Origin of the sequence: Streptomyces umbrinus (assembly GCF_030817415.1) — a bacterium.
GTDB classification, from domain to species: domain Bacteria; phylum Actinomycetota; class Actinomycetes; order Streptomycetales; family Streptomycetaceae; genus Streptomyces; species Streptomyces umbrinus_A.
Map to the genome: position 1 here is coordinate 10,643,322 of NZ_JAUSZI010000002.1, position 25,576 is coordinate 10,668,897.

Sequence of the window (25,576 nt, forward strand, 5' to 3'; positions counted from 1 at the left end):
CACATCGCGGCCTTGCTCCACCAGCCCCAGTACGTCACGGTCGGCGGCATTCCTCACGGATCGACTCCGTGAATGCGGCTGGCGCAGGCCTCGCGCGACCGGAGCCGGGTAGCCATCGGCGGCAGTGTCGCCCGCCGCAATTCCGGAAGATCTCCACGAGTGTGTATTGATCGGTGGCCCAGGAACGGACGTGCGGGTGATTCCCAACCAGGTCCGACAAGCCGGGTGGCCTCCTCGTCGCCTCCACCACAGCCTCGTACGACCGCATGCCTTCGGACAAGTCGCACCGACGAGTGCCGGAGCCGGAGGCTGTGCAGGGAGTGGACCAGCGGTGCCACGTCCCGGCCGACGGATCCGGCGCAGCACTGCTGAGTCTCAGGGCACGCCGGGCATGCTCTCCATGCCTTCGGACGTGTCACATGACGAAGCCCTGCCCGCCGACACTGGGTCGGCGGGCAGGGCTCTCTTCGGGTGCGCGGACGTCAGGCGAGCGCGCTGCCCTTCTTCCATGTCTCCCAGTTGACGTTCCAGGCGCTGTAGCCGTTGTTCACGTCCACGGTGTCCGTGGACTTGACGACGATGACGGGATCGCCGTAGTTCACCTGGTCGTAGAACCACTTGGCGTTGGAGGTGCTCAGGCCGATGCAGCCGTGGCTGGCGTTGACCTTGCCGAACTTGCCGTCGTTCCACGGGGCGGCGTGGGCGTAGGTGCCCGAGGGGGTGAGCTGGACGTCCCACTTGACGGCGCCGAGGTCGTACGCCTCGGGGCCGAAGATGCCGACCGTGGCGGAGTTCATCCGGATCGTCGGCACCTTGCTGAGCACCACCATGGTGCCGTTCCAGGTCTCGAAGGTCTTCTTACCCGTGGAGACCGGGAGAGTCTTGATGACCTTGCCGTTCTCGGCCACGGTCATGGTCTTCTTGACCACGTCCACCGTGCTGACGACCGACTTGCCGATGGTGAAGTCGACCTCGCGTTTCTGGGTGCCGATCAGCTCGCCGTTCTTTACGCCGACCAGGTCCAACCGCAGCTTCACCTTGGTGCCGGGCTTCCAGTACTCCTTGGGCCGGAAGTCGACCCGGTCCTTGCCGTCCCGGTCCTTCATCCAGTTCCACGCGCCCTCGACGGCCGGCGAGGAGGTCACGTTCAGCCTTCGCTCCACCCTCGCCTTGTCGTGAATCGCCTTGTTGAAGACGATCGACACCGGAAGGGCGACGCCGACGGTGGCGCCCTTGTCGACGTTATAGGTGCCGACGAAGATCTCGTCCTTGCTCAGCGTTGTGAAGCTGCTGGTGCGGGTCTTCTTCTCGCCGTCGGAGGCGGCGAGTTGGGCCTTGAGTGTGTAGGTGGTGCCGTACCCGGTGGCATGGGACGAGATCCAGGAGGTGCCGTCGGAGGACAGCGAGCCGTCGAGTGCCTTGCCGTCACCGGCGGTGACCGTGACCGATGCCAGTTTCCCGTCGCTCGCCCTTATTGTGAGCGGCTCGCCGGGTATGACGTCCTTGCTGTCCGTGGCGGGAGAGACCGTGACGGCAGCTGACCCGTTCCTGCCGGAATCCCCGTCCACCTCTGCACCCGGCTTTGAATCCGAGGCCGGCGATTCCTTCGAGGCTCCACCGTCGGACTGACTGCAGGCGGCCAGAGTCACGATTCCGGCCACGGCGAGTGCGGCGAACCCCAGCCGCCTGCGCCGAGGCCGTTGCTCTGCGCGCTCCTTGTGCCCCCGTCGGCTGTCTTGCACAGTCGTCCTCCATCCAAATACAGCTAAGTAGATTAGTAGACGAGCGGCGACCTTGTTCGGTTCCCGCAGGTTGGGGCTCGTGGCTCCAGGGCTCGCGTGGGGTCAACGCGGCTGTGTGTCGCGGTTGTCAGGATTGGGGAGCGTGGATTGCTACGAAGCGTATTCGTAGTATACGAGGGTAGACCGAGAGGCGCCGCAGAACCCATTGGTTACCGGACAAGGGGACCCGTCACGGCCACAACCACTCTCAGACGGTGCGGAGTTCGACTTCTTGAGAGCGGAAGGGCGGGCGATGCTCGCTGGCACCGCCCGCCCCTCTGTTATGCGTCTCCGTTATGGGCCGGTTGTGTCAGGCCGTCGAGGGCTCGCGCTGTTTGACGCGCGTCGGCGGTGCGAGCCGACCCGTGCGGTGCAGCCCGTACAGGGCGGCCGCGCAGCTGAGGCCGAGCACGAGCAGCGCCATCCACGGCAACGCGGACATCCCGGCGTCCCGGGCGGCGTCGAGCGCGACACCGGTGAGCAGGTTTCCGAGGGTGATGCCGATGCCGCAGATGGTGTTGTAGAGCCCGTAGTGGGTGGCCACGAGGCGGTCACCGGAGAGGCGGACGATGGTGTCCATCTCGAAGGGGTACGCGATCATCGTGCCCAGAGCGAGCAGCAGCGCGGAGAGTGCCGGAGGCACGGCCGCCAGCAGCCACAGGCCCATTCCGCCGTCCGGTACGGGAATTGCGGTCGCTGCCAACAGCGGCACGAACGCCACTCCCATGACCAGCAGACCCCACACCAGCGCGTGGCCCGGTTCCATGCGGGCCCTGCACCATGCGGTCACCCTGGTCTGCCCGAGGATCGTGCTCAGTCCGGAGACGGCGAAGAGCAGCGCCACCGCGGCCGTGCCGAACGTCCCGTCTCCGCCCAGCCGCCGTACCTCCAGCGGCAGCGCGAGATAGACCTGGAAGGACATGACATACGAGCCGATCATGGCCACGGAGAACAGCAGGAACGGCCGGTTGGCGAGGATGCCGCGCCACTGGGCCAGCACGCTCTCCTGGTCCTGCTCGCGTTTCGCGTCATCGCCGCGGCGGGCGGGCAGGGCCCGGATCTGGACGATGCTCAGCAGAGCGAAGATCCCTGACGCGACGAGGCACGTGACGCGGAAGCTCACACCGGTCAGCAGCATGCCCACCAGCGGGCCGAGCAGTATCCCGGCCTGGTAGAAGACGTTGAACAGCGCGAACGCCTCGACCCGTCGCTCACCCGCGTCCGCGGCCAAGTAGGCCCGCACGGCCGGATTGAACAGCGCTCCTGCCAGTCCCGTCGCCGCCGAAGCGGCGAGCAGGGCGGGTACGGACTCCACCAGACCGAGGGTCGCGAAGCCGACGATCCGCAGTACGAGCCCGGCGATGATCATCGGCTTGTAGCCGAGCCGGTCGGCCAGCGTGCCGCCCACCAGGAACATGCCCTGCTGGCTGAAGTTGCGCACGCCGAGGATCAGCCCGACCAGCCAGCCGGCCAGGCCGAGCGGGCCTGCCAGATGCGCGGCCAGGTACGGCATCAGCATGTAGAAGCCGAGGTTGATGCTGAACTGATTCACCATCAGCAGCTGAACACTGCGCTCGTAGGTACGAACCTGCGCGAGGGTGCTCTTCATCACGGCGTCTCCTCGGAGTCGGCCTCGGAGGCGGGAGCAAGGTCCACCACGTCGGTGTCCTGCTCCCGGCCGTTCAGCGCGAGCGGATCCACCACGGTGGTGCACCTGGTCCAGCGGGTGACCTCCTTTTCGTTCAGTCGGCCGATCACCTCAGGTTCGGGTGCGGGCGGGGCGTCGAGCAGGCCGTGCGCGGCACAGTAGTCGTCGTCGTAGACCGTGCCGAGATAGCGCTGCGGGCCGTCGGGGAAGATCGCCGCGATCCGGGTGTCCGTGGGTAGCGTGCGCGCCAGCCAGCCGGAGACCATCGCCACCGCGCCGACGCTCCAGCCGCCGGTTGCGTAGTGGGACGCGGCGAGTTGACGGCAGGTCCACACCGCTTCTGCCGGGGCGACCCAGTGGACCTCGCCGAAGTTGTCGTAGGCGACGTTGCGCGGGTAGATGCTGGAGCCGAGTCCCCGCATCAGCCGGGGCCGGGCGGGCTGCCCGAAGATCGTCGAGCCGATGGTGTCGACGCCGACCAGCTTCAGATCGGGATAGAGCTGTTGGAGGACCCGGGAGACTCCGGCGGAGTGTCCGCCGGTGCCCACGCTGCACACCAGTACGTCGATGTGACCGAGTTCCGTGGCCAGTTCGAGTGCGAGCGGAGTGTACGCAGTTGTGTTGTCGGGGTTGTTGTACTGGTCCGGGCACCACGAGCCGGGATACTGCTCCATCAGTTGCGCGACCCGGTCGCGGCGGGCCTGCTGCCAGCCGCCGGTCGGGTGTGGCTCGGAGACGAGGTTGACCTGGGCTCCGTACGCGGTGAGCAGCCGGGTCATGGACATCTCCAGGCCCGGATCGGTTACCAGGGTGACCGGATGGCCGTAGACCATGCCGGCCAGGGCGAGGCCCAGGCCGAGCGTGCCGCTGGTCGACTCGATGATCCTGGCTCCGGGGCGCAGATCGCCGCGGGCGCGTGCACGCTCCACCATGTGCAGGCCCGGACGGTCCTTGATGCCGCCGGGGTTGAAGCCCTCGAGCTTCGCCCAGAATCCGCGTCCTGCCGAGGCGAGGGGTTCGGATACGTGCAGCAGAGGGGTATTGCCGACCAGCCCGGACAGGGTGGAGCGGGCAGGAGAGGTCAGATCAGTTGTGGGGGAATTCATGGTCCGCTCTCGTTCGAAGATGTGCGTCAGGTGTTCGCTCATCTCGCATGCGGCCCGACCAGGGCAGGGGGTGCCCCGGCCCTGGTCGGGCAGCGCGCGGCAGCCGGTTCGTACGGCTGCGGCCGAGAGGTCTAGATGCGCCACCGACAGACGATCGTGAGCGTGGAGCGGCCGGGTGTGGCTATCCGTCTGTCAGACCCGCGTGGAGTCGGCAACAGGCGTTCGGCAGCTGCGCCCTCAGCGACTCCGGTGAGAGGCAGGAGCGCCGTACGCGCCGGTGGGTTCGTTCCGCCGTGGGCTTGGGGGGTCAGGCCGAGGGCCGTGCAGAGAGTGCCGGAATGCGAATGCGCGGGCGCGTCCCGGTCGGGTGACTCTGCCTCGGGCGAGGCGTCACTGGCCAGTACCAGCGGCGGCGAGTGACCGTGACCCGCGTCATGAGGCGAAGTAGGGCAGTGGAGGACGCCCGTCAGCAGGAGCGCGCCCAGCACCCAGGCCAGTAACCGCCGGGGTGACGGCGAGCCCGGTCGGGCGAGACGTACGAGGGGAGGGATCGGCACAGGTCCTCCGTGCGGCAGCCGTCCCCCCGGCATGGTTGGGCAGAGGGGAGCGGCGAGGCGTCGGCGAGCGGTGAGCGAGCGCCCTCGTCCGGCCCGTTCACGGCCTGCGAGAGGCCGTACGGGAGGTCGGGCGCCTGGATCCAGCCAAAGCCGCACACAGTGGACATTAGTGGTCCATGTGGCTCAGAACGGTATTGGCCAGTGAAGGGGCGCGCCGAAATCTAGACCTGCATCACAGCTGACGTTCTGGACTCCGCGAGCCCGGACCCGGTAGATCCCGATCCGATAGGGGCGGCCTGACCGAGTGTCGCTTCGGCGGCCGAGAACGCCATGTCCAGCGGTGAGGTGCCGGGCGCGTCGAGTGAGACGCCGTGCTGCGGCTGACCGGGGACGCATTTCTGTGCGGGGTGGGAGGTCTGATGACCGTCGCCATGGGAGCCCGACGGTGTCTCCAGGAGCACCGGCTCCGCATCCTCGGTGGCGGCCTCGGCCTGGCCGCTGCCGCCATGGGTGGCCGTCGCCGTGGCGGGGGCAACGTGGCTCGCGACGCTCTCCGTGCTCACGCTATGGGCGTATACAAGGCCGAACAGCATGGTGGCCAGCCCAAACAGATGCAGCAGACCGGCCCAAGGGCGAGTCTGCGGCGTACCGGAGGGAGACCAAGGCGTAACCACGCCGTGATCCTAACGCGTCCGTTGCCGCATGGATGACCCGGTTCCGGAACGGTGTCTTAACAACTGGTGTGTGGATTAGGCGAGTTGCTCGTAGCGAATGCGTGGGGCGCTGTGCTGCTCGTGGAGTTGAGTGCCCCGGTCACAGGGGGACGGGCCCCGTACGGTCCCCGAAGGATTCCACCCCTCGACCGGCTCATGCGGTGCCCGCCCAGGTCGCCTCCTGTGCAGGAAGTCACAGAGTTCCATTGACCTCCTAGGTGTTCGCGGATTCGTCCTGCGGTCGAGCAGTGGGTTCTTGCGCTCCCTGGTGGCTCGCGGACCCGCTACTGCGCATCAGGCGGTGCGGTCAGCAGGCCACCGGCGGCCGCGGTGCCCGCTGCCGGACCGAGGGTGGAGCCCACCTGGTAGGTGGTGTTGACGATGCCGGAGGCCAGGCCCGCGATCCTGCAGAACGCCAGACATCTTCGCCGGGGTGTATGCCGGTGATATGCCGAGTGCGGCGATCGGTGAGGCGGGCGGGACGTCCACCAGGAAGGTGCCGGTCGGCTCTACGGTCGCCAACCACGGTAGACCCAGGGCGAGGACAGCCGTCTGCCGCTGCTCTCCTTCGGGGGAGCGGGGCTGGGCGGCCCGGGCCCACTGGGCGTGCTGGGAGGAGTCGGCCTCGACTGGGGTCTATGTCTCTGTCGGCGGTGCCTCGGAATCCTGCGGGCGAGTTGACGCATCGATGATCGTATGCGGGCAGAGCGATGCAGCCGCGGACTGAGCACCGTCTGCGTCTACTAAGATGTTTCGTATCCCTGCCGGTCGGTGGGTGCCGCAAGCGCAGCACCCGTCCGGCCCCTGAGTGGCACGGTGGACTCCGGCCGCACGTTTGCGCGGCCGGTCGTGGGGCGCGGTCGCGGCTTGGCGCACAGGAAGCGGTACGCGAGTGCCGGGCGTCGTCCGCAGCCGTGGCCCTGCTGTAGCCAATGGAGGGCTCGGAGCGGGGTGGTCCGGGAAAACGTACAACACCCCCCGGGGGTATAGTCGTACAGGGCTTCGGTGCTCGCACACGGCTGTGCGACACGGCAGGTGCCGAACCACAGGTGGAGACGATGACGATACGGGCAGCTCGCAGCGTCGGCGGCACTGCCGTCCGCTGGGCGTACGGGGCGTTCCTCGCCCTTTTTGTCGCGCTGGCCGTTCTCGTTCACCACGAAACGTCCGCGCCAGGTGTCCCGTCGGCGCAGCGCGCAGCACATGGCGCCATGTCGAGCGCTGCTCATATCCTCCACGTGATGCCGGGCGAGGCGGCATGGTCCGTCTCGGGCGCCTCGCCGCACAACGTCGGCGACAGCGGGTGTGCCGCACCCGGAATGCAGCACTGCGCCACGGTGAGCATCGGCTCCGTGCAGCTCGCCGTGCCTGGCCTGATCGCGTTCGACCCGCTGTCGAACCTGCGGCAGTACACGGTCGGACGCACGCCCGGCGCCACGGTCGGCCGTGCACCGCCCGATCTGTCCGTCCTCTCTCAACTGCGCATATAGGCCGCGCCGGACGGCGCGCGATGTGCCGTCCCTCCGCGACCACATCGGCAGTTTTCAAACAGAGGACACAAGGCAATGAACAGCACCAACCGCCGTTCCGTCCTGCTCGCTGGGCTGGGCGTCGCCGGGGCCGGCGCGCTCGCCGCCTGCAGCAGCGGCTCCAGCAACACCGCTCTCGTCAACCCTGCCGGCTCGGCGGTCGCCGACAGCGAGAAGAAGCGCGCCAGCACCGGACGGAAGCACAGGCTCACCCTGACCGCCGCACCCGCCATGATCGACCTGGGTGGCGGCGTCATGCCCAAGACCTGGGCGTTCGACGGCCGCGCTCCGGGCAAGGAGGTCCGGCTCTCCGTCGGCGACACCCTGGTCGCTGAGCTGTCCAACCAGCTCCCGAACAAGACCGCCACGTCGATCCACTGGCATGGCATCGCGCTGCGCAACGACATGGACGGCGTGCCGCCCGCCACCCAGACCACCGTTCGGGCCGGCTCCACCTTCACCTACCGGTTCATCGCCGACGCCCCCGGTACGTACTTCTTCCACCCGCACGTCGGCGTCCAGTTGGACCGTGGCCTGTACGCTCCGCTGATCGTCGAGGACCCGAAGGAGAGCCTCGACTACGACGACGAGTGGGTCGTCCTGCTCGACGACTGGGTGGACGGAGTCACCGGCACCCCCGACGAAGTCTTCGCCGAGCTGAAGCAGGGCATGGCCGGCATGGGCATGGGGGACAGCAGCCCCAGCGCGGGCTCCAGCGGCATGGAAGGCCACGACATGGGGGACATGGGCGGGATGGACATGGGTGAGGCCGCGTCCCCCTCGGCCTCCGCCTCGTCCGACGGTATGTCGATGAAGTTCATGCTCATGGGCGCAGAGAGCGATCTGCTCGGCGGTGACGCCGGCGACGTGAAATACCCGCACCACCTGGTCAACGGCCGGGTGGCGGCCGATCCGGACGTCTACACCGGCAGGCCCGGCAGGAAGGTGCGGCTGCGGATCATCAACGCGGGCGGGGACACCGCCTACCGGGTCGCTCTCGGCGACCACAAGCTGACCATCACCCACACCGACGGCTTCCCGGTCCGGCACCAGGAGGTGGACGCGCTGCTGGTCGGCATGGGGGAGCGGTACGACGTCCTCGTCACCCTCGGCGACGGCGTCTTTCCGCTCGTCGCCCTGGCCGAGGGTAAGGACGCCACTGGCCTGGCCCTGGTGCGGACCGGCTCGGGGGGCACGCCGTCCGCCGCCGTCCGGCCGAAGGAGCTCGACGGCATGATCATGACGGCGTCCCGGCTGCGGGCTGCCGACGAGGTGCGCCTGAAGTCTGCCGAGGCCGACGTCGTGCACCGGATCGAGCTGACCGGCGGGATGGAGAAGTACAACTGGGCCATCAACGGAGAGCCGTTCGACATGAACGCCCCCGAGGCGAGCCCGATCCTCGTTGAGGAGGGTCAGCGGGTGCGGCTCGACTTCGTCAACACCACCGACATGTGGCACCCGATGCACCTGCACGGCCATACGTATCAACTCGGCGGCTCCGGCCCGCGCAAGGACACCGCGATCGTGCTGCCCAAGAAGAAGCTGTCCGTGTTCTTCGACGCGGACAACCCGGGCCAGTGGATGCTGCACTGCCACAACGCGTACCACGGAGAGGCCGGGATGATGGCGAACGTGGCCTATCGGGCCTGACGATCGCTTCCCGTGCAGGGCCGGACTCACCGGCGGTTGGTGAGTCCGGCCGAACGCGGCGTACAGGTGGCTTGTCTCTTGGAGTCAGTGACCGTGACCGTCCTCCTCGTGACGGGACTCCGCGGAGGTCACGCTCGATTCCGGTGCGGGGGACTCGGAGGCGGAGGCGGGCGGGTCCTCCTTGGTGTCGTGCTCGGTCGTTTCCTCCTCCGTGCCGCCGCCGTGGCTGTGTCCGCTCTCGCCGGAGGGTTCAGCCATCCCCTCCGCCACCGCGCGCAGACCGAAGAAGCTGACGGCAGCGGTGAGAAGTACTGCCAGCCCCAGAGGGCCGAAGATGCGATCGGCGGCGGTATGAGCAGCCACGGATCGTCATGACCATGAATCCCCGCCTCCGGGGAACGCGGCCAGTCGAGCCGCCCTCATCCGGCGACTTCGCCCCGACCTTCCGACCTTCGACGCTGTGCCACTGGACAAGCGAATGGGCGGGGCCGCGCGAATTCGGCAGCGTACTTCGCAGGCTGGGTCTCAGGAGGTAAGCGGTGCGAGCTCGGTGAAGGTCTTCCCGCCGTCGCGGGACTCGTACACGCCGGTCTGAGTCGCGGCGAGGACGTGGTCGGCGTCCACGGCGGTCAGCGCCTGGGGCTGCCCGCCCGGTACGGCCGACAGCTGTTTCCACGTCGTGCCGCCGTCCTCGCTGCGGCTCAGTTTTCCGGCCGGGTCGATGCCGAACAGGGCCTTCTCGACGGGCCAGGACAGGAAGGCCTGGACTGGTCCGGCCCCCTTGTCGAAGGTGCGCCCGCCGTCGGCGCTGGAGACAACCCCTTCGGCCGTCGTGGCCAACAGAGTCTCGTTTCCGGTCGGGTCCGCCGCGAGGGCCAGAGCGTCCAGTGTTGCCCTGTTGTCCCAGCTCTTGAGGTCACCGCTGACCTTGACCTGTCCGCTCTCGTATCCGTAGACCGTGTCTTTGACCGAGTTCAGCGAGTGGAAGTCGGCCTCTCCCGACAGCGACCGCGACGTCCACGTTCGGCCCGCGTCCTTGGTCTCGATCGCGCCGAGATTGCCGGGGCGGTCGCCGTCGGGCGCGCCGTGTCCGCTGGCGATGAACGTGTTCTTGCCGGTCACCGTGAAGCCCATGAAGTCGTCCTTGCGGTCGCCGACGAGTTTCGGCTTCTGCCCTTTGGCCACCGTGTAGAGACCGTTGTGAGTGGCGACGTACGCACGTCCGTCGGCCGGATCGACACCCAGGCCGTGCACATGCGCGAGCATCTCCGAGGAACCCGATGCGTCTGTCCCCGTGTCCGTGTCTGACGAACCGCCTCTGCAGGCGGCGAGGACCAGGGCTGCGAGCGTGACGCTCGCAGCAGCGAGGAGAGGGCGGGCGGCCGGGCGTGCAGTCACGGAAGTTCCTCGGGCGGTGCGGGTGTTGATGCCCAGGGCCGGTCGGCCGCGTAGGTCAGGGTCGGCTGGCGGCGAAGAACGGCATGCTGTCCAGAGGGACGATCTCGACGTTCTTGCCAGTGCGCGGGGCGTGGATGGCCTTGCCGTTGCCGACGTACATCCCGTTGTGCTGGGTGCTGTTGTACCAATAGATGATGTCGCCGGGCTGCAGATCCGACTTGGCCACCTTGCGGCCCGCGTCGTACTGCTGCTGGACGGTGCGCGGCAGCGAGACGCCCGCCGCACGCCAAGACGCACCCGTCAGCCCTGAGCAGTCGAAGGAGTTGGGGCCGGTCGAGCCCCACTCGTAGGGCTTGCCGAGCTGTGCGTAGGCGAAGTCAAGTGCGGCCTTGGCGCGGCCGCTGGCGGGGCCGTTGTAGGAGGCGGCTGTGTCGCTGGCGCCCGTGGCGGCGTCGTCGCGCTCCTGGTCGGCTTCCATCTTGGCGCGCTGCTGGACGGTCAGACTGTTCAGCAGCTTGCGGGCCTCGGCGAGTTTGCCCTGGACCTCGTCTTTTGTCTCAGCGGCCTTGGCGCGCGTCTCCTCCAGGGACTTCAGCCGTTTCGTGACGGCCGCGCGGTCCTGCGTGAGCTCGCGTTGCTTGCTCTGCATGGCGCGCAGAGCGTCGGCCTGCCGGTCGCTGGTACGGCCCATCATCTGGGCCTTGTCGAGGTAGTCGTCCGGATCGCCGGACAGGAAGAGCTGCACGCTGGGGTCGATCCCGCCGCTGCGGTACTGCGCGGTGGCCAACGGGCCTATCTTTGCGCGCAGTTCGTTTACCTCCTCCTGCTTGCGGGCGATGCGGTCCTGCCCGCGGTCGGCCTCGCGCTGGAGCTTCTTCTGCTCCTCGCGGATCGCGTTGTACTCCTCGGTGGGGGCCTCAGCCTCCTCGTAGAGCTTCTCCACCTGCTTGCGCACCTCGTCCATCGTCGGCTTCGGGGCGGCCTGGCTCTGCGTCGGCAGGAGGCTGACGGCACCGGCAGCTATGCCGAGGGTGGCGATCCGGGTGCGACTGGGCGGCTTCGGGCGGCGGTGGGTTCCCATTCCGTGGGCACTCCTCTGCTCGTCTGCACGTGGGCCGGGACGTGCATGGATTACGTCGCCCGAATGAGGGAAAACTTAGTAGATTCGTAGAACGGGTGGCAAGCCGAGTCCGAAAAGGGGGGTTCTCGCCCACGGTTGTCGTGGTTCGGAAGGGATAGGTGACCAGCAGGTGCGTTGACGCGTGCCCACGTACACCAGATGGGTACAGGTGCGCGATGCGGTTCGGGTGCTGTGCGCTGTCGCATATGGCGCGGCAACGTCGATCGTCGTCGCGTAACCGATGGGGAGGTGCTCAGGCCTTGGCCCGACGCCCCGCGTTCCGCAGGGCTTTGCGCAGGGCGGCCATCTCGTCCTCGGACATGTTCTCCACGAAGTGGGACAGGGCCACCGAGCGGTCCTCGCTGGCACCCAGCGCGTCTTCCATGAGCGCAGCCGAGTAGGCCTCGCGGGTGCGGACCGGCGCATACAGCCAGGCGCGGCCTTGCTTGGTGCGCAGCAGCCAGCCCTTGTTGTAGAGGATGTTGGCCACGGTCATGACCGTGGTGTACGCGACTTCCCGCTGCTTGTTGATGTCGTTCACGACTTCACGCACCGTGGCGGGACGGTTCCACTTCCACAGGCGGTCCATGATCTCCGCCTCGAGATCTCCCAGCCGCCGCATGACCGTTCCTCTCCGCCGTTGTTGTACGCAGATCCATAGTAGACGGCAGGGCACTCGTTACCCGAGCGGAAGGGGCAGAAGCAGCGGCTGGTCCCTCGAATCGTTCCCGGTGGTGCATGTCATCACGTCGTGAGACGCGGGGCGTAACGAGCGTTCGGATCTGTGCAGAGTATTTTGTTGTTTGGTTCCAAGTCGGGCATTGCGCCAGTTCAGGGTGGGTTCGCGGGTTAGTCGTCTGTTTATGAGGTCGATCATCGCAATGCGGATCATGGCTTCGGGGCGATGCGGATGGGTCTCGTAGCCGCGGACGAGACGGCGATGGTGCATCAGCAGGCCGAAGGTCCGCTCGACGACCCAGCGCCGCGGGGTCACCTTGAATCCCTTCGCGAACGGATCCCGGCGGACGGCTTCGACGTCGATACCGAGACGTGCGCCGTGACCGATGGCTTTGGTGCGGTACCCGGTGTCCGTCCAGGCCTTTCTGACCTGTGGGTTTGAGGTGGCGATCCGGGACAGTAGGTGGATGCCGCCGATGTTGTCGGAGACGCTGGCAGCGGTGACCCGGACGGCGAGGAGTCGGCTGGGAGTGTCGACGCCGAGGTGACGCTTGCGGCCTGCGATCTTCTTCCCTGCGTCGATTCCCTGCCCAGAAGCCGGCACGTTCGCGGAGGTCTTGACGCTCTGGGCATCGAGCGCGCAGGCGCTCGGCTCGGCGTTCCGGCCTTCGGCCTGGCGCACCAAATGGCGAAGGGCGCCGTTGAGTTGGTGGAAGACACCGTCCTTCCGTCACGCGGCGAAGTACCCGTAGACGGTCTCCCGCGGTGCGAAGTCGTGCGGCAGGTGGTGCCGAGGGATCCCGGTCCGGTCCACATACAGGATGGCGTCCATGATCCGGCGCAGGTCATGCTGGGGCCGGCGCCCGATATCCAGACCCATTCCCCTGTGCTCGGCCCGCCAGGCGGTCAGGGCGGGCTCAATCAACTCCCAGCGGGCATCGGACAGATCGCTGGGATACGGGCGCTGTCGCGTCATGTTTCGGTATTGCCGTCGAGACCCTCGCATCGACAGGGCGAAAAGGGGTTCAGCAGGGGCGCCTTGGGATCAGACAGGAGCGAACGGGCCGAAAAGGGCCTGCGCCTGTCGTCAACTGCATCACCTGACACACGAGATATCCCTGGCCCCGGCACTCTTGGATCGACCTGACGCCCAAAGAGTCACCAAACACTTTCCCCAGGACAAAACACTCCGTTGGCCTTCAACCAGGAGAGGGGGCGTCACGGCGGCGCCCGAAGGTCTCGCAGTCCGGTCGGCTGCGGGAGTCTTTGTGTTTGCTGGTTGTTGATCCCGCCGTACGCGGCGCCGAAGATCAGCAGGACCGTGCCGAGTGTCCAGGTGGTGTGGGTGAGGGGTGGCAGTGCGACGCTGAGGGAGAGCAGGATGCCGCAGACGACGGTGACGGGGTGGCTGCCGTAGCGGCGGCAGAGCCTGGCGGTGAACATCATCGTGACGACGGCTCCGGCGGAGACGCCGAGGAGGGCGAGTCCCAGTGTGCTGGCGGAGGCGCCGGTCTGTTCCTTGATGGCGGGAATGCGGACGACCCAGCCGGCGAAGATGAAGCCGTCGAGGGCGAAGAACGTGGTGAGGGCGATACGGAGCCGGGGGCTGGGCAAGGGCGTCGCCCGGCGCTCGGGGGCTCCGGTGCTCCGACGTTCGGGCGCTCCGGCGCGCTGGGCGTCAGGGCCGCTCAACCCGACGACCTCGGCGCTCAGGGAACATCGGCCACCGAGAAGACCCCCGGCCCGCTGACCCCGTACAGCACACCGCCCACCAGAAGCGGCGGCACCGAGTTCGGCGTCAGTTCCTCGAAGGAGCGGCCCTCGGTGTCGAAGGACGAGGCGGTACGCCCGATCTCCTTGCCGGTGCGTGGATCGAGGGCCAGGACGCTGGTGTCCGGCATCGTGACGTACAACCGGCCGTCGTGGAGGGCCGGTTCGCTGAAGACGCGCAGGTCGCGCGAGCTGGTCCAGAGCGGCTTCCCGCGCTTCAGGTCGAGGGCGAGCAGGGTCTCGTTGCCGTAGTCGAAGATGTACATGGTGTCGCCGCGGACCAGCGGCGGCGCTTCCGGCTCGACGCTCCAGGGGAAGTCGATTCGGCGGGTCTTCCCGCTGTCGAGCTCCTGGATGAAGAAGGCGGCGGATACCCCGGAGTTGTCGTCCCAGCGGGCGTAGTACGCCGTGTCGTCGTGGACGGTGGCCAGCCACAGATCGCCCTTGGGTGCCTCGACGTTGCCCAGGGTCCGGCCGGTCCGTGCGTCGAGGCGGGCTATGCCGCCGGAGCCGCCGCGCAGATCGGCGTACAACGTCCCCTTGGACCCCTCGTGGAACGGGCTCGCCGACGCGGAAGCCAGCTTGCGCCGCCACAGTTCCTCCCCTGTGCGCGGCTCGTACGCCGCGAAGCGCGCGGTGTCGGAAGGCCCGAGCTCGTCCAGCCGTACGAGCAGCACCCCGCTCAGGTACGCGAAGTCGCCCACCGGACCGTCCACATGCCACAGCCGCGCGCCGGTCCTGGCGTCGTAGGCGTCCACTCCCTCGGAACGGTCCGAGCTGTTGACGAACACCACACCCTCGCGGACGACGGGATCGCGCAGCGAGAAACCGTCGACCTGCTTCCTGCTCATGGGCTTCGTCCAGTCCACCCGGCCCGTCGCCGAGCTCAGTCGCATGAGGGCGACCTGGGGAGAGGAGCAGAAGACACCGAGCGCGTCCGGAACACACGTCGGGCCCATGGGCATCGGATCGTCCTCGTCCGGCTCCAGTGCGTTGTGCCAGGGCCGCCAGCCCGCTGGTGCCGAACCACGGGGCGACGCCTGCGGGCCGGCCTGGTCGGCCTCGTCGACCGTGCTCGCCGGGTCGTCGTCCAGCACGGTGACCGAAGCAACGCCCGTCATACCGAGGAGGACCGCGCCGACGAGGGCGGTCCACAGCCATTTCCCACGGCGCTTCCGTTCGGTCGGCTTCGCGCCCGAGGACGGCGACGCCCCTGATTCCGACAGCACGGTCACCGGGATCCGGGACGGCTCCTCGTCGGACTCCTCGTCAGCCGGCTCCTCCGGCAGCCCGGTCAGTGCGCCCAGCACCTCGCTCGACGTCGGACGGTCCGCCGGCTCCTTCGCCAGACAGGACGCGACCAACGGACGCAGTGGCTCCGGCAGCCCGCCCAGCTCGGGTTCGCTGTGCACGGTGTTGTACGCGGCGAGATAGGCGTTCTCCGCCTCGAAGGGGCTGCGCCCGGTGGCCGCGTACACGAGTACCGCCCCCAGCGAGAACACATCGACGGCGGGGCCGACCTCGCGCGGGCGGCTGAACTGCTCCGGTGCCATGAACGGCGGCGAGCCCATCACCATGCCCGTCTGGGTGCGGACATCACTGCTGGCCGCACGCGAGATGCCGAAGTCGATGACGCGTGCCGCCCCGTCGTCGCCCTCGCCCTCCAGCAGGAGCACATTGCTCGGCTTGAGGTCCCGGTGCACGACCTCCGCGCGGTGGATCTCACGCAGCGCCTCGGCGAGTTCGGTGCCGAGGCGACGCAGCGCCCGCCAATCCAGCGGACCCGCCTCGGCGACCCGTTCGGCGAGAGTGGGGCCCGGGACGAACGCGGTTGCCATCCACGGTCGTTCCGCGTCCGGGTCGGCGTCCACGACCGGCGCGGTGAACGCCCCGCTGACCCGGCGCGCGGCCACGATCTCCTGCTGGAACCTGGCCCGGAACTCGGCGTTGTCGGCATACCTCGTGTGTACGACCTTGACGGCGACGGCCCGCCCCGAGGCCGACCTGCCGAGATAGACGACGCCCATGCCGCCGCTCCCGATCCGCGATTCGATCCGGTAGCCGCCGACTGACCGCGGATCGTTCTCGCGCAGGGTCACCGTGTCTCCTTCACCAATGCACGCCTGGGTGGTTCCGGCCCGGGTCTTCCTGACAGGGACCCTTCACTCTAGTGCCCGGTCGCCCGGGCTCATCCGGTGAACGCAAACGCGTGCCTACGGTTCAGGCTCGCGCGCCGCCGTCGACCCGCAGGACCGTGCCGGTCACGAACGAGGAGCGGTCGCTGAGGAGCCAGGCGGCGGCCTGGGCGATCTCGTCGGGGTCGGCCGCGCGGCGCAGAGGTGTGTGCGCCCGGAGCCGCTCCTGGAGGCCGGGTGATTCCTCTTCCCAGGTACGGATCATCTCGGTCAGCGTGTTGCCGGGGGCGATGGCGTTGACGCGGATGCCTTCCGGGCCGTACGTGATGGCGGCCGACTCGGTGAGGCTGTTGACCGCTCGCTTCATCGCACCGTACGCGGGCAGTTCGGGGTTGCCCATCAGGCTGCCGACGGACGAGTTGTTGACGATGGCCCCCGTCCCGGCGGTGGCCCGGATGGCGGCGACCTCGGCGACCATGGCCAGCCACGGGCCCTTGAGGTTCACGGCGTAGACGTGGTCGAAGTCGGCCTCGGTTACCTGGTCCATCGGGCCGGGCGGCACGAACGTACCGCCGTTGTTGAAGGCGATGTCGAGACGGCCGTACAGGTCCACGGCGCGGTCCACGGCGGCGCGTACGGCGTCCGGGTCGGCGAGATCGCACACCACGTGGTCCGCGATGCCGCCCGCCGCCCTGACCTCCTCGGTCACCGCCTTCAGCTGGGCCTCCGTCCGGGCCGCGAGCAGTACCCGGGCGCCCTCTCGGGCGAACAGCCGCGCGGCGGCCGCGCCGATCCCGCGACCGGCGCCCGTGATGAAGGCGACCTTGCCGTCCAGCAGGCCAAAGGTGGCAGGGGCGGCGGATGTGCCGGTGGTTCGTGTGTTGTCCATGGCAGTGAGCCTGCGCCGGTCCGCGGAGCCCATCCAGGCACCGGCGGTACCTGGATGGGCCCACGCCACCCGCGCACACTGGGGGTGTGGACAGACAAGAACTGGCGGCCTTCCTGCGCAGCAGGCGCGAGCGGATCACCCCCGCCGACGTGGGGCTGCCCGCCGGGCCGCGCCGCCGCACGCCGGGACTGCGCCGCGAGGAGGTCGCGCAGCTGGCGTTCATCTCGACCGAGTACTACACGCGCCTGGAGCAGTCCCGCGGCCCGCGCCCGTCGCGCGAGGTGCTGGCCGGGCTGGCCCGGGCCCTGCGCCTGTCGGACGCCGAGCGCGACCACCTCCACCACCTCGCCGGCGCACCGCCCGGCCCGCCGCCCGGGCCCTCGCGCGAGGTGCGGCAGAGCATCCTCGACCTGCTGAGCCGGCTGCCGCAGGCCGCCGCCATCGTGACGTCCGCGACGTTCGAGGTGATCGCCTGGAACGATCTGGCGGCCGCCCTCATGGAGGACTTCTCCGCCCTTCCGCGGCGCGACCGCAACCTCGTACGCCGTGTCTTCCTCGGGCCGCACCCGCAGGGGCGGCGGCTGTACGGAGTGTCGGACGCGGACGCGTTCGCCCGCAACGCGACGCAACGGCTGCGCGCCACCGCCGCCCGCTATCCCGACGACCCCGAGGTGACCGGGCTGGTGGGTGAACTACTCGCCGGAAGCGAGCACTTCAGCCGGCTGTGGGCCTCCCACGACGTGAGCGCCGAGCCCACCCTGTGCAAGACCTTCCAGCACCCATTGGTCGGCCCGGTCACCGTCAACTGCGACGCCCTCGACATCACCGACCGGGACCAGCAGGTCGTGATCTACACCGCCGCCCCCGGCTCACCGTCCGAGGAGGCACTGCGACTGCTGTCGGTCATCGGCACGCAGAGCATGGACGTGGGGCGCTGAGGCGGGCCGGGCCGGTACGTGGTCCGGGTGGGCGGTCCGGCGGCCCTCAGACCCGCGTATACGTGAGCCGCCGCCCGTCGGCCAGTTCGCGTACGAGTGTGTCGCCCTCGGTGCGCAGGGTGGAGGAGCCGCCGCGGAGGCAGGGGCCGGAGGAGGCGGTCCGGTCGATCGCCGGTGGGGCGAAGCGTGCCGGATCGTTCGTGTCGCCCACGGAGACCAGGTTCATGTCGGCCTCGCAGTGTTCGCCGCCGCCGTTCGAGACCAGAGTGGCGGCCGGGCTGCCCACCGGCGACCGGTCGATGGTCATGCGCTGGGTGCCGCCGTTGGCGAGGGAACGCTGCCAGGTGCCGAGCAGTTCTTCGGGCAGCTTCTCCGGGCCCTTGATCCTGTGCAGTTCGGCGCTGCGCCCCGCCGCTTCCCAGCGGAGGGAGTCACCGCCGGACCGGGAGAGGACATGCTCGCCGAGGGCCGAACAGGAGCCCGGGGGGACGCTGTTGACGACCTTGGTGTCCAGCCGTAGAGACGTACCGCCGCCGGACGGCTTGGCGGCGAGTTTGCCGTCGCTCTTGCACTCGTACTCCTTGCCGAGGCTGATGCTGGTGGCGACGACCTCGCCCACCTGCCCCGACGAGACGACGAACCGGCGGTACTGATCGGTGGGCTTCCCGTCCCGCTCGACCTCGCCCGCCCAGATGCCCACGAACGCCTCGGGCACGTCGGACGTCACGCCGCCGCTGTCATTGGAGCCGGATTCCGAGCCCCCGTCGGGCAGCGGGAGATCGGCAGCCCACGCGGCGTACGCGCCTCCTGCCACCACGGCGGCCGCCGCCAGCGCGAGCGCGGCCCGTCGGCCCCTGCCCGTCGGGCGAGGGCGCGGCGAAGGAGTCGACTCCGTGTGCCTGTGGTCCGGCCTCGGCACGACCTGGGTTCCCCACTCCGACCGTTCCGACTGCTCCGACGCGGGAGGTTCCTCCCAGGTGACGAGCGAGGCGGCGGTCGAAGTCGCGGACAAAGGCGCCGGCGCGGCCGGTGCGGGCGACGACACGACGGTGGCCGGTGCGGGCGCTGCCATCGCGCTCGCATGCGGCGGAGTGTCCGTGTCGAGCAACTGGACGGCGCTGCGCCCCAGTTCGGCGATGATCTGGGCAGGCAGCCACGGCGGGGACGAGGCGCCGGTTGCCACCGGTCGCATCCGTTCGACCACCTGCTGCGGAGTCGGCCTGGCCGCCGGGTCCTTGGCGAGGCAGTCGGCGATGAGTCCCCGTACCGGCTCCTCGATCCCCGTCAGGTCCGGCTCCTCCTGCGCGATACGGAACATCACGGCGTGGACCCCGCCGGAACCGCCACCGCCGAACGGCGTCTGCCCGGTCGCCGCATACGCCAGGACCGTACCCATGCAGAAGACGTCGGAGGCCGGGCCCACCGGCTCGTCCCTGAGCTGCTCGGGCGACATGAAGCGGGGTGAGCCGACCAGCACGCCCGAGCTGGTCGGGGTCGAACCGGGTACCGCGTCCAGCGCCCGCGCGATGCCGAAGTCGATGACCCGGGGGCCGTCGATGGTGATCAGGACGTTGGAGGGCTTGAGGTCCCGGTGGACCAGTCCCGCGCCGTGAATGTCGAGCAGGGCGCAGGCGAGTCCATGGGCGAGGGTGCGTACGGAAGGGGCGGGCAGCGGGCCGTGTCCGTGGGGCGAGACGATGTGTTCGAGCGAGGGACCCGCGATGTAGCCGGTGGCCACCCACGGCGTTTCGGCCTCGGTGTCCGCGTCGAGGACCGGCGCCGTCCAGCGGTCGCTCACCCTGCGCGCCGCCGCCACCTCCAGCCGGAAGCGCTCGCGGAACTCGGGTTCGGCGGCCAGCTCCGGCTTGATGAGCTTGACCGCGACCGTGCGCCCGCCCTCCGAACGCGCCAGACAGACGCGGCCCATGCCGCCCGCGCCGAGGGTTCTGAGCAGTCGGTACCGGCCGATTCTGTCGCCAACCCCACCGGAGGTGGCATCGAAGTCGTCTGTCGACGGCTTCGTCATCTGACTGTCTCCCCTCGGTCGGCACTTCGGCCCCACTCACCGCCACGAAGGGTCACGAGCCGGTGGTCCACGAGCTTCCGCTTGATGTGAACAGAGGCTACCCGGCTTCGAGTTGCAGGTGGTGCGACGTCCGCGGGCTCTTCCTCCGACCGAACACGCATACTCCTTCGGTCGTCGTGGCCGGTGGACGACACGTGAGGATCACGCACCGGTCAGGTGCGCCGCGTGACGATGCTGAGGGAGTTGGCGGCGACGACGGCCCCGATGCTCGCCCACTCCGTCGGGCCCAGGTTCTGGCCGAGGCCGATCCAGCCGACCACGGCGGCGAGGACGGGGTTGACGCTCATGAAGAGCCCGAAGGCCTGGGCGGGTACGCGGCGCAGGGTGAACATGTCCGCGAGGTACGGCACCGCCGAGGCGAGCACCCCGGCGGCGACGGCGTAACCGACGGCCTCGGCGGTCGGCGGGTGCCGGAGCACCAGGACGACGCCGACCGGCAGGAACATCAGAGCGGAGACTCCCGACGCGGCGGCCGAACCCTGTGCACCGGGGACGCGTTGGCCGACGGTCCGGTTGAGGAGGATGTACGACGCCCAGCAGGCGGCGGCGAGCAGGCCCAGGGCCATCCCGGCATAGTCGGTCGAGGGCTGGGGGCGCATCAGCGTCACCACGCCGGCGGCGGCGACCACCGCGGCGAGGATGTCCACGCGGCGGCGCGCGGCAGTGAGGGCGATGGCGAGCGGGCCCAGGAACTCCAAGGTCACCGCCAGTCCCAGGCCGATGCGGTCGATGGCGCTGTAGAGGGACAGGTTCATCGTCCCGAACACCAGGGCCAGCATCAGCACCGGCCGCCACTGCCACCAGGTGAACGACCGCAGCTGCGGCCGGCCGACGGTCAGCAGGACGACCGCGGCGACGTACTGGCGGACCGCGACGACCCCGGCCGGACCGAGCACGGGGAACGCGAGGGACCCGATCGCGGCGCCGGTCTGCGTGGACAGACCACTGCCGATCATCGTGGCCACACCGGCGAGCCGCTGTGACGGTCCGGTCGGCCGCGGATCCGGAAGACCCTGGGCCGCCCGGCGCGCGGGTGCCGCGGGGCGGGGCGCGACTGTGGGGCGTACGGAGGCGGTGGTGCCCGGTGTGGGTGCGGCTCGCATGCTTCGATCGTGTGACTTGGCAGCTCTTGCGCAAAATGCACCCAGCGATAAATCTATACGCTTCAGTCATGGATGTGGAGCTACGGCAGTTGCGTTGTCTCGTCGCGATCGTCGACGAGGGTACCTTCACCGACGCGGCCATCGCGCTCGGCGTCTCCCAGGCGGCCGTGTCCCGGACCCTGGCCTCGCTCGAACGAGCCCTGGGCGTACGGCTGTTGCGCCGCACCTCGCGCGAGGTGGCGCCGACCCCGGCGGGACTGCGCGTGGTGGCGCACGCCCGGCGGGTGCTCGCTGAGGTGACCGATCTGGTCCAGGAGGCCAGGTCGGGTCATACGCGTCTGCGGATCGGGTACGCCTGGTCGGCGCTCGGCCGCCACACGTCGGCCTTTCAGCGTCGCTGGGCCAAGGCGCAACCGGAGACGGACCTGCGGCTGGTCCGCGTCAACTCCGCCACCGCCGGTCTGGCGGAAGGCGCCTGCGAACTCGCGGTCGTGCGCAGGCCGTTGGAGGAGGACCGGCGGTTCGACTCCGCCATCGTCGGGCTCGAACGGCGTCTGTGCGCCCTGGCCGCCGACGACGCCCTGGCCGGGCGCCGCTCGGTCCGGCTCGCCGACCTCGGCGGGCGCACCCTGCTGGTCGACCGTCGCACCGGCACCACGACCGCCGAACTCTGGCCGCCGGACGCCCGCCCGGAGACCGAGGAGACGTCCGACGTCGACGACTGGCTCACCGTGATCTCCAGCGGCCGCTGCATCGGCCTGACGGCGGAGTCCACCGCCCACCAGTACCCCCGGCCCGGCATCGTCTACCGGCCGGTCCGCGACGCGGAACCCATCGCCGTACGCCTCGCCTGGTGGCGGGACGACCCGCACCCCGCCACCCAGGCGGCGATCGAACTGCTCACGGCTCTCTACCGCAACGGCTGACCGGCTTCAGCCAGTTGGTTCTATGCGGAACAGTTCTACGCGGAACGGTTCTACGTCGAACGTCGGTCCGATTCAGCCGACGTGCACCCGCGGCCGTCGTGCCCGGTCCGGTTCCGCCTCGCGGAGGACCTCCCGGGTGACCGGGGCGACCTCGCCCTGGCCGAAGAGGAAGAAGCGGAGGAAGTTGGTGAAGGGGTTGCCCTCGGTCCACTCGAAGTAGATGTGCGGGATGCAGCCGGTGGTGTCGCGGACGTGCAGGACGAGGGCGGCCAGGGCGTTGGGGACGGAGGACGACTCCAGGGTGAGGACGCGGTAGCGGCCGTGCAGGACCTCGCCGCGTACGGTCAGGCCCGCCTCGAATTCCGACGGGTCCAGGACCGTGACCTCGACGAAGACGAAGTCCTCCTGGGCGGGCACGTCATTGTCCGCGCGGATCTGCTCGATCTTCTCGCGGTACTCGGTGATGTCGCGGTTGTCGGGTTCGTTGGCGATGAACCGGATCCGGCGGCTGGCGATGTCCCGTACGAACCGCTGGGCCATCCCGTCCATGGTCACGCTGGTGACGCGGAGTTCGAAGGCACGGGCGAGGCGCGAGAGGAGGGAGACGAGGATGATGCCGGCGATGAAGCAGGCGCCGATCTTCACGCCGTCCGGGCGCTCGATGACGTTCGCGACGGTGACGTAGAGGAAGACCGCCGAGATCACGGCGAAGGCGATGGTCCAGTTGCGCTGGCCGGCCTTGCGCGCGGCGATGGTCACCGCGATCGCGGCCGAGCTGATGAGGACGAGGACGCCGGTCGCGTACGCGCCGCCCTGTGCGTCGACGTCAGCGTCGAAGATCCAGGTGACCAGGAACCCGACCAGGGTGAAGACGATCACCATCGGGCGGACGGCGCGCGCCCAGTGCGGGGCCATCCCGTAGCGGGGCAGATAGCGGGGCATCAGGTTGAGCAGCCCGGCCATGGCGGAGGCGCCGGCGAACCACAGGATGGCGATGGTGGACGCGTCGTAGACCGTGCCGAAGGCGTTGCCCAGGTACTTGTGCGCCAGATACGCGAGCGCGCGGCCGTTGGCCTCGCCGCCCGACTCGAACTCCTTCTCCGGGATGAGCAGCGTGGTGATGAAGCTGGTCGCGATCAGGAACACGCTCATGATGAGCGCGGCCGTGGTCAGCAGCTTCTTCGTGCCGCGGATACGGCCCTTGGGGTTTTCCTCGGTGTCGTCGGGGTCGCCCTCGACGTGCGGCATGACCGCCACGCCGGTCTCGAAGCCGGACAGGCCGAGCGCCAGCTTCGGGAAGACCAGCAGGGCCACCCCCACCATGGCAAAAACGTTTCCGTGCTCGGCGGTCAGAGCGGTGGACCAGTCGCTGATCACATGCCCCTCGGTGACCACGTGCCAGAGCCCGGTCACCACGACCACGACGTTGAGCGCCAGATACAGGCCCACCAGCGCCACAGCGACACCGATCGCCTCCAGGAAGCCCTTGAGGAACACCGCGCCGAGAAGAGCGATGAGCACCAGCGTGATCAGCACTTGTCTGTCGTGCAGTGCGTCGGCCAGATGCGGGTTCTCCACCAGGTGGGTGGAGGCGTCGGCGGCCGACAGGGTGATGGTGATCAGGAAGTCGGTCGCGGCGAAACCGAGCAGGGTCAGGACGAACAGCTTGCCCTTCCAGAAGGTCAGCAGCCGCTCCAGCATGGCGATCGAGCCCTCGCCGTGGGGGCTCTCTTCGGCCACCCGCCGGTACACCGGCAGCGCGCCCGCCAGTGTGACGACGACCAGCACGATGGTGGCCACCGGTGACAGCAGCCCGGCGGCGAGAGCCGCGATGCCAGGCTGGTAGCCGAGCGTGGAGAAGTAGTCGACGCCGGTCAGGCACATCACCCGCCACCAGCGCTGGCCCTTGTGCACGGGCTCCGGCTCGGCGGGCCGCGGTGCCGCCTGCCGGCCCTTGCCCATGTCGGACAGCCCCTCCAGCATCCAGGCGCGCAGGCGACTGGGCGGAGGGTGTTCGGTGGTGGCCATCGGCGTGCTCCAGATGTCCGGCTCGACGTGCGGTTTCCGGCCATCACGCGGACGGCGGCACCAGCGTATGCAGAGCGTGACGCACAGGCCCACGGATGAGGCCGCCACAGGCGTCAAGCTTCCGTTAAGACAGACCGTTCGAGCGTCGGTGGGACATCAGGACGACGACGTTTTGGCCTCGGGGGAGTGGCCTGGGCCGTTCGAGGGGAGCTCTGGCGTGCCCGTCGGGCACGGACGCCCAGCGTCACCTAGTACGCCGTCAGACGGGTTCTCCGCACGAACGTGACGCGGACCGGCAAGGAGCCTCGTGCCGATCGACGCGGCCCGGAGCGCCAGCCGCCGCAGCGGCCGGGGCATCAATCCCACTGCCCCTCGGTCGGTGCTTTCAGCAGTCGGTCCAGCTCGTGCCCGGCCTCGTCGTACCCGGCGTCGGCGATCCGCTGCAGCTCGCGCAGGTCGCCCGTCGCCTTTGCGCGTCGTGTGAGCAGGAAGCCCGCGCGCATGGATCCCTCGTCCAGCAGCTCGCTCAGTTCCCCGAGGTCACCGGCCGAGTCGGCGAGGTCGGCAAGGCGGTCCAGTGCGGTCTCGTTGCCCGCATCGGCCAGCTCGCGCAGGGTCTCCGGGTCGACATTCATGTTCGTCATGGGGCCATGCTGCAACCCCGCCCCAGGGGCAGGGTCAAGTGGCACGATGGCCGGGTGATCACCATCGGGCAGCTGGCCGGGTACGTCGGGGTGTCGGTCAAGACCATCCGCGTCTACCACGACAAGGGCCTGCTCCCCGAGCCCGACCGCGACGCGTCCGGCTACCGGCGGTACGGCGCGAACGACGTCATCGACCTGATCAAGATTCGCACGCTCGCCGAAGCCGGCGTCCCCCTGGCTCGTATCCGGGACCTGAGATCGGCGGGCGACGAGGAGTTCCAGCAGGCGCTGCGCGAGATCGACGACGGGCTCACCGACCGCATCCGTGGCCTGCGGGCAACGCAGGGGCGCCTGCGCAGGCTCGCCGCCGGGGATGTCGCATCGCTGCCCGCCGAGGTCGGCGCCCATCTGGAGGACCTGGCCCGGTGGGGATTCACGCCTCGTTGGGTGGACCTGCAACGCGACCTGTGGATCCTCGTGTTCGCCACCCACCCGGACCGCGCGATCGCCCTGTTCCACGACCAGGCCGAGATCCTCGCCGACTCGGCGCTGCGGCAGCTCTTCCTCGACTACGACCACGCGTACGGCCTCGACGCCGACGATCCCCGCATCGACGACCTCGCCCGCCGTGCCGCCGAAGCGACCCGCGAACGCTACGGACCGGACGAACTGCCCGGGCTGGACGCGGCCTCCGAGATCCCCGCCCTCATCCAGGGCACGGTCAACGCCTCGTCCCCGGCGTGGCAGCGACTCGACACGCTCATCCGCGCGCAACTGGACGTGTGACTCGGGGTGCACCAGCGCACGGTCCCGGCTGTGTGCGGAAGTCGGTCGGCATGCGCCGCCGCGAACGGGATCGTCACCGTGCCGGACGGCG

At 69.3% G+C, this 25,576-nt stretch carries 19 protein-coding genes and 3 pseudogenes; 5 read left to right on the forward strand and 17 right to left on the reverse strand.

Translation table 11 applies throughout. The features are described from left to right. Positions 1-482 precede the first annotated feature (482 nt). The 5 genes and pseudogenes from QF035_RS47180 to QF035_RS47200 all read right to left on the reverse strand — a co-directional run. Positions 483-1,568 (reverse strand): L,D-transpeptidase, encoded by a 1,086-nt coding sequence (locus tag QF035_RS47180; protein WP_307528325.1) that lies wholly within the window; start codon positions 1,566-1,568, stop codon positions 483-485. A 523-nt stretch (positions 1,569-2,091) separates the two neighbouring features. After that, the gene (locus QF035_RS47185) at positions 2,092-3,390 is read right to left on the reverse strand and encodes an MDR family MFS transporter (protein ID WP_307528327.1); all 1,299 of its coding nucleotides are present in this window, start codon (positions 3,388-3,390) and stop codon (positions 2,092-2,094) included. Next, on the reverse strand, positions 3,390-4,535 hold the full coding sequence (locus QF035_RS47190) for a PLP-dependent cysteine synthase family protein (protein WP_307528329.1): 1,146 nt from the start codon (positions 4,533-4,535) through the stop codon (positions 3,390-3,392). Before QF035_RS47190 ends, QF035_RS47185 begins: the two co-directional genes overlap by 1 nt. A 778-nt stretch (positions 4,536-5,313) precedes the next feature. Further along, a complete protein-coding gene (locus QF035_RS47195; RefSeq protein WP_307528331.1) occupies positions 5,314-5,655 on the reverse strand; it encodes a hypothetical protein in 342 nt (113 codons plus the stop codon). 470 nt (positions 5,656-6,125) lie between these two features. Next, positions 6,126-6,351: pseudogene (locus QF035_RS47200) on the reverse strand (MFS transporter); the annotation flags it as partial. A gap of 512 nt (positions 6,352-6,863) precedes the next feature. Between QF035_RS47200 and QF035_RS47205 the strand changes: the two are divergent. Both QF035_RS47205 and QF035_RS47210 read left to right on the forward strand, forming a co-directional pair. Further along, on the forward strand, positions 6,864-7,295 hold the full coding sequence (locus QF035_RS47205) for a DUF6153 family protein (protein ID WP_307528333.1): 432 nt from the start codon (positions 6,864-6,866) through the stop codon (positions 7,293-7,295). A 75-nt stretch (positions 7,296-7,370) separates the two neighbouring features. Then, complete coding sequence (locus QF035_RS47210; RefSeq protein ID WP_307528335.1) at positions 7,371-8,984, forward strand: multicopper oxidase family protein; 1,614 nt, start codon at positions 7,371-7,373, stop codon at positions 8,982-8,984. An 84-nt stretch (positions 8,985-9,068) separates the two neighbouring features. On the opposite strand, the gene QF035_RS47215 is transcribed toward QF035_RS47210, so the two are convergent. The 8 genes and pseudogenes from QF035_RS47215 to QF035_RS47250 all read right to left on the reverse strand — a co-directional run bounded on the left by QF035_RS47215 (position 9,069) and on the right by QF035_RS47250 (position 16,974). Further along, entirely contained in the window at positions 9,069-9,347 is a 279-nt protein-coding gene (locus QF035_RS47215) for a hypothetical protein (RefSeq protein WP_307528337.1), read from the reverse strand. Positions 9,348-9,509: 162 nt separating this feature from the next. Then, positions 9,510-10,382 carry a F510_1955 family glycosylhydrolase gene (locus QF035_RS47220; protein ID WP_307528339.1) on the reverse strand — a complete coding sequence of 291 codons (873 nt, stop codon included), beginning with the start codon at positions 10,380-10,382 and terminating at the stop codon, positions 9,510-9,512. Positions 10,383-10,437: 55 nt separating this feature from the next. Next, complete coding sequence (locus tag QF035_RS47225) at positions 10,438-11,463, reverse strand: C40 family peptidase (RefSeq protein ID WP_307528341.1); 1,026 nt, start codon at positions 11,461-11,463, stop codon at positions 10,438-10,440. A gap of 292 nt (positions 11,464-11,755) precedes the next feature. Beyond that, the gene (locus QF035_RS47230) at positions 11,756-12,124 is read right to left on the reverse strand and encodes a BlaI/MecI/CopY family transcriptional regulator (RefSeq protein WP_307528343.1); all 369 of its coding nucleotides are present in this window, start codon (positions 12,122-12,124) and stop codon (positions 11,756-11,758) included. Positions 12,125-12,325: 201 nt separating this feature from the next. Next, positions 12,326-13,156, reverse strand: a pseudogene (locus tag QF035_RS47235) (IS5 family transposase); the annotation flags it as partial. Between the two features lie 305 nt (positions 13,157-13,461). After that, positions 13,462-13,794 (reverse strand): annotated as a pseudogene (locus tag QF035_RS47240) (MFS transporter); the annotation flags it as partial. Positions 13,795-13,889: 95 nt separating this feature from the next. Then, complete coding sequence (locus QF035_RS47245) at positions 13,890-16,049, reverse strand: protein kinase domain-containing protein (protein ID WP_307528345.1); 2,160 nt, start codon at positions 16,047-16,049, stop codon at positions 13,890-13,892. Positions 16,050-16,170: 121 nt separating this feature from the next. Continuing rightward, entirely contained in the window at positions 16,171-16,974 is an 804-nt protein-coding gene (locus QF035_RS47250; RefSeq protein WP_307528346.1) for an SDR family NAD(P)-dependent oxidoreductase, read from the reverse strand. An 86-nt stretch (positions 16,975-17,060) separates the two neighbouring features. Here QF035_RS47250 and QF035_RS47255 point away from each other — a divergent pair, with 86 nt between their 5' ends. After that, positions 17,061-17,912 (forward strand): helix-turn-helix transcriptional regulator, encoded by an 852-nt coding sequence (locus QF035_RS47255; RefSeq protein WP_307528347.1) that lies wholly within the window; start codon positions 17,061-17,063, stop codon positions 17,910-17,912. A 46-nt stretch (positions 17,913-17,958) separates the two neighbouring features. Here QF035_RS47255 and QF035_RS47260 read toward each other — a convergent pair whose 3' ends face one another. Together QF035_RS47260 and QF035_RS47265 are read right to left on the reverse strand one after the other, a co-directional pair. Next, a complete protein-coding gene (locus QF035_RS47260; RefSeq protein ID WP_307528348.1) occupies positions 17,959-19,938 on the reverse strand; it encodes a serine/threonine-protein kinase in 1,980 nt (659 codons plus the stop codon). Between the two features lie 212 nt (positions 19,939-20,150). Then, complete coding sequence (locus QF035_RS47265) at positions 20,151-21,101, reverse strand: EamA family transporter (RefSeq protein ID WP_307528350.1); 951 nt, start codon at positions 21,099-21,101, stop codon at positions 20,151-20,153. A 68-nt stretch (positions 21,102-21,169) separates the two neighbouring features. Between QF035_RS47265 and QF035_RS47270 the strand changes: the two genes are divergently transcribed. Next, positions 21,170-22,027 (forward strand): LysR family transcriptional regulator, encoded by an 858-nt coding sequence (locus tag QF035_RS47270; RefSeq protein WP_307528352.1) that lies wholly within the window; start codon positions 21,170-21,172, stop codon positions 22,025-22,027. Positions 22,028-22,099: 72 nt separating this feature from the next. Here QF035_RS47270 and QF035_RS47275 read toward each other — a convergent pair whose 3' ends face one another. Together QF035_RS47275 and QF035_RS47280 are read right to left on the reverse strand one after the other, a co-directional pair. After that, positions 22,100-24,055, reverse strand: a complete 1,956-nt coding sequence (locus tag QF035_RS47275; RefSeq protein ID WP_307528354.1) for an amino acid transporter — start codon at positions 24,053-24,055, stop codon at positions 22,100-22,102. Between the two features lie 356 nt (positions 24,056-24,411). Next, a complete protein-coding gene (locus QF035_RS47280; protein WP_307528356.1) occupies positions 24,412-24,699 on the reverse strand; it encodes a hypothetical protein in 288 nt (95 codons plus the stop codon). 54 nt (positions 24,700-24,753) lie between these two features. On the opposite strand from QF035_RS47280, the gene QF035_RS47285 reads away from it, so the two are divergent. Then, the gene (locus tag QF035_RS47285) at positions 24,754-25,485 is read left to right on the forward strand and encodes a MerR family transcriptional regulator (RefSeq protein ID WP_307528358.1); all 732 of its coding nucleotides are present in this window, start codon (positions 24,754-24,756) and stop codon (positions 25,483-25,485) included. Positions 25,486-25,576: the final 91 nt, after the last annotated feature.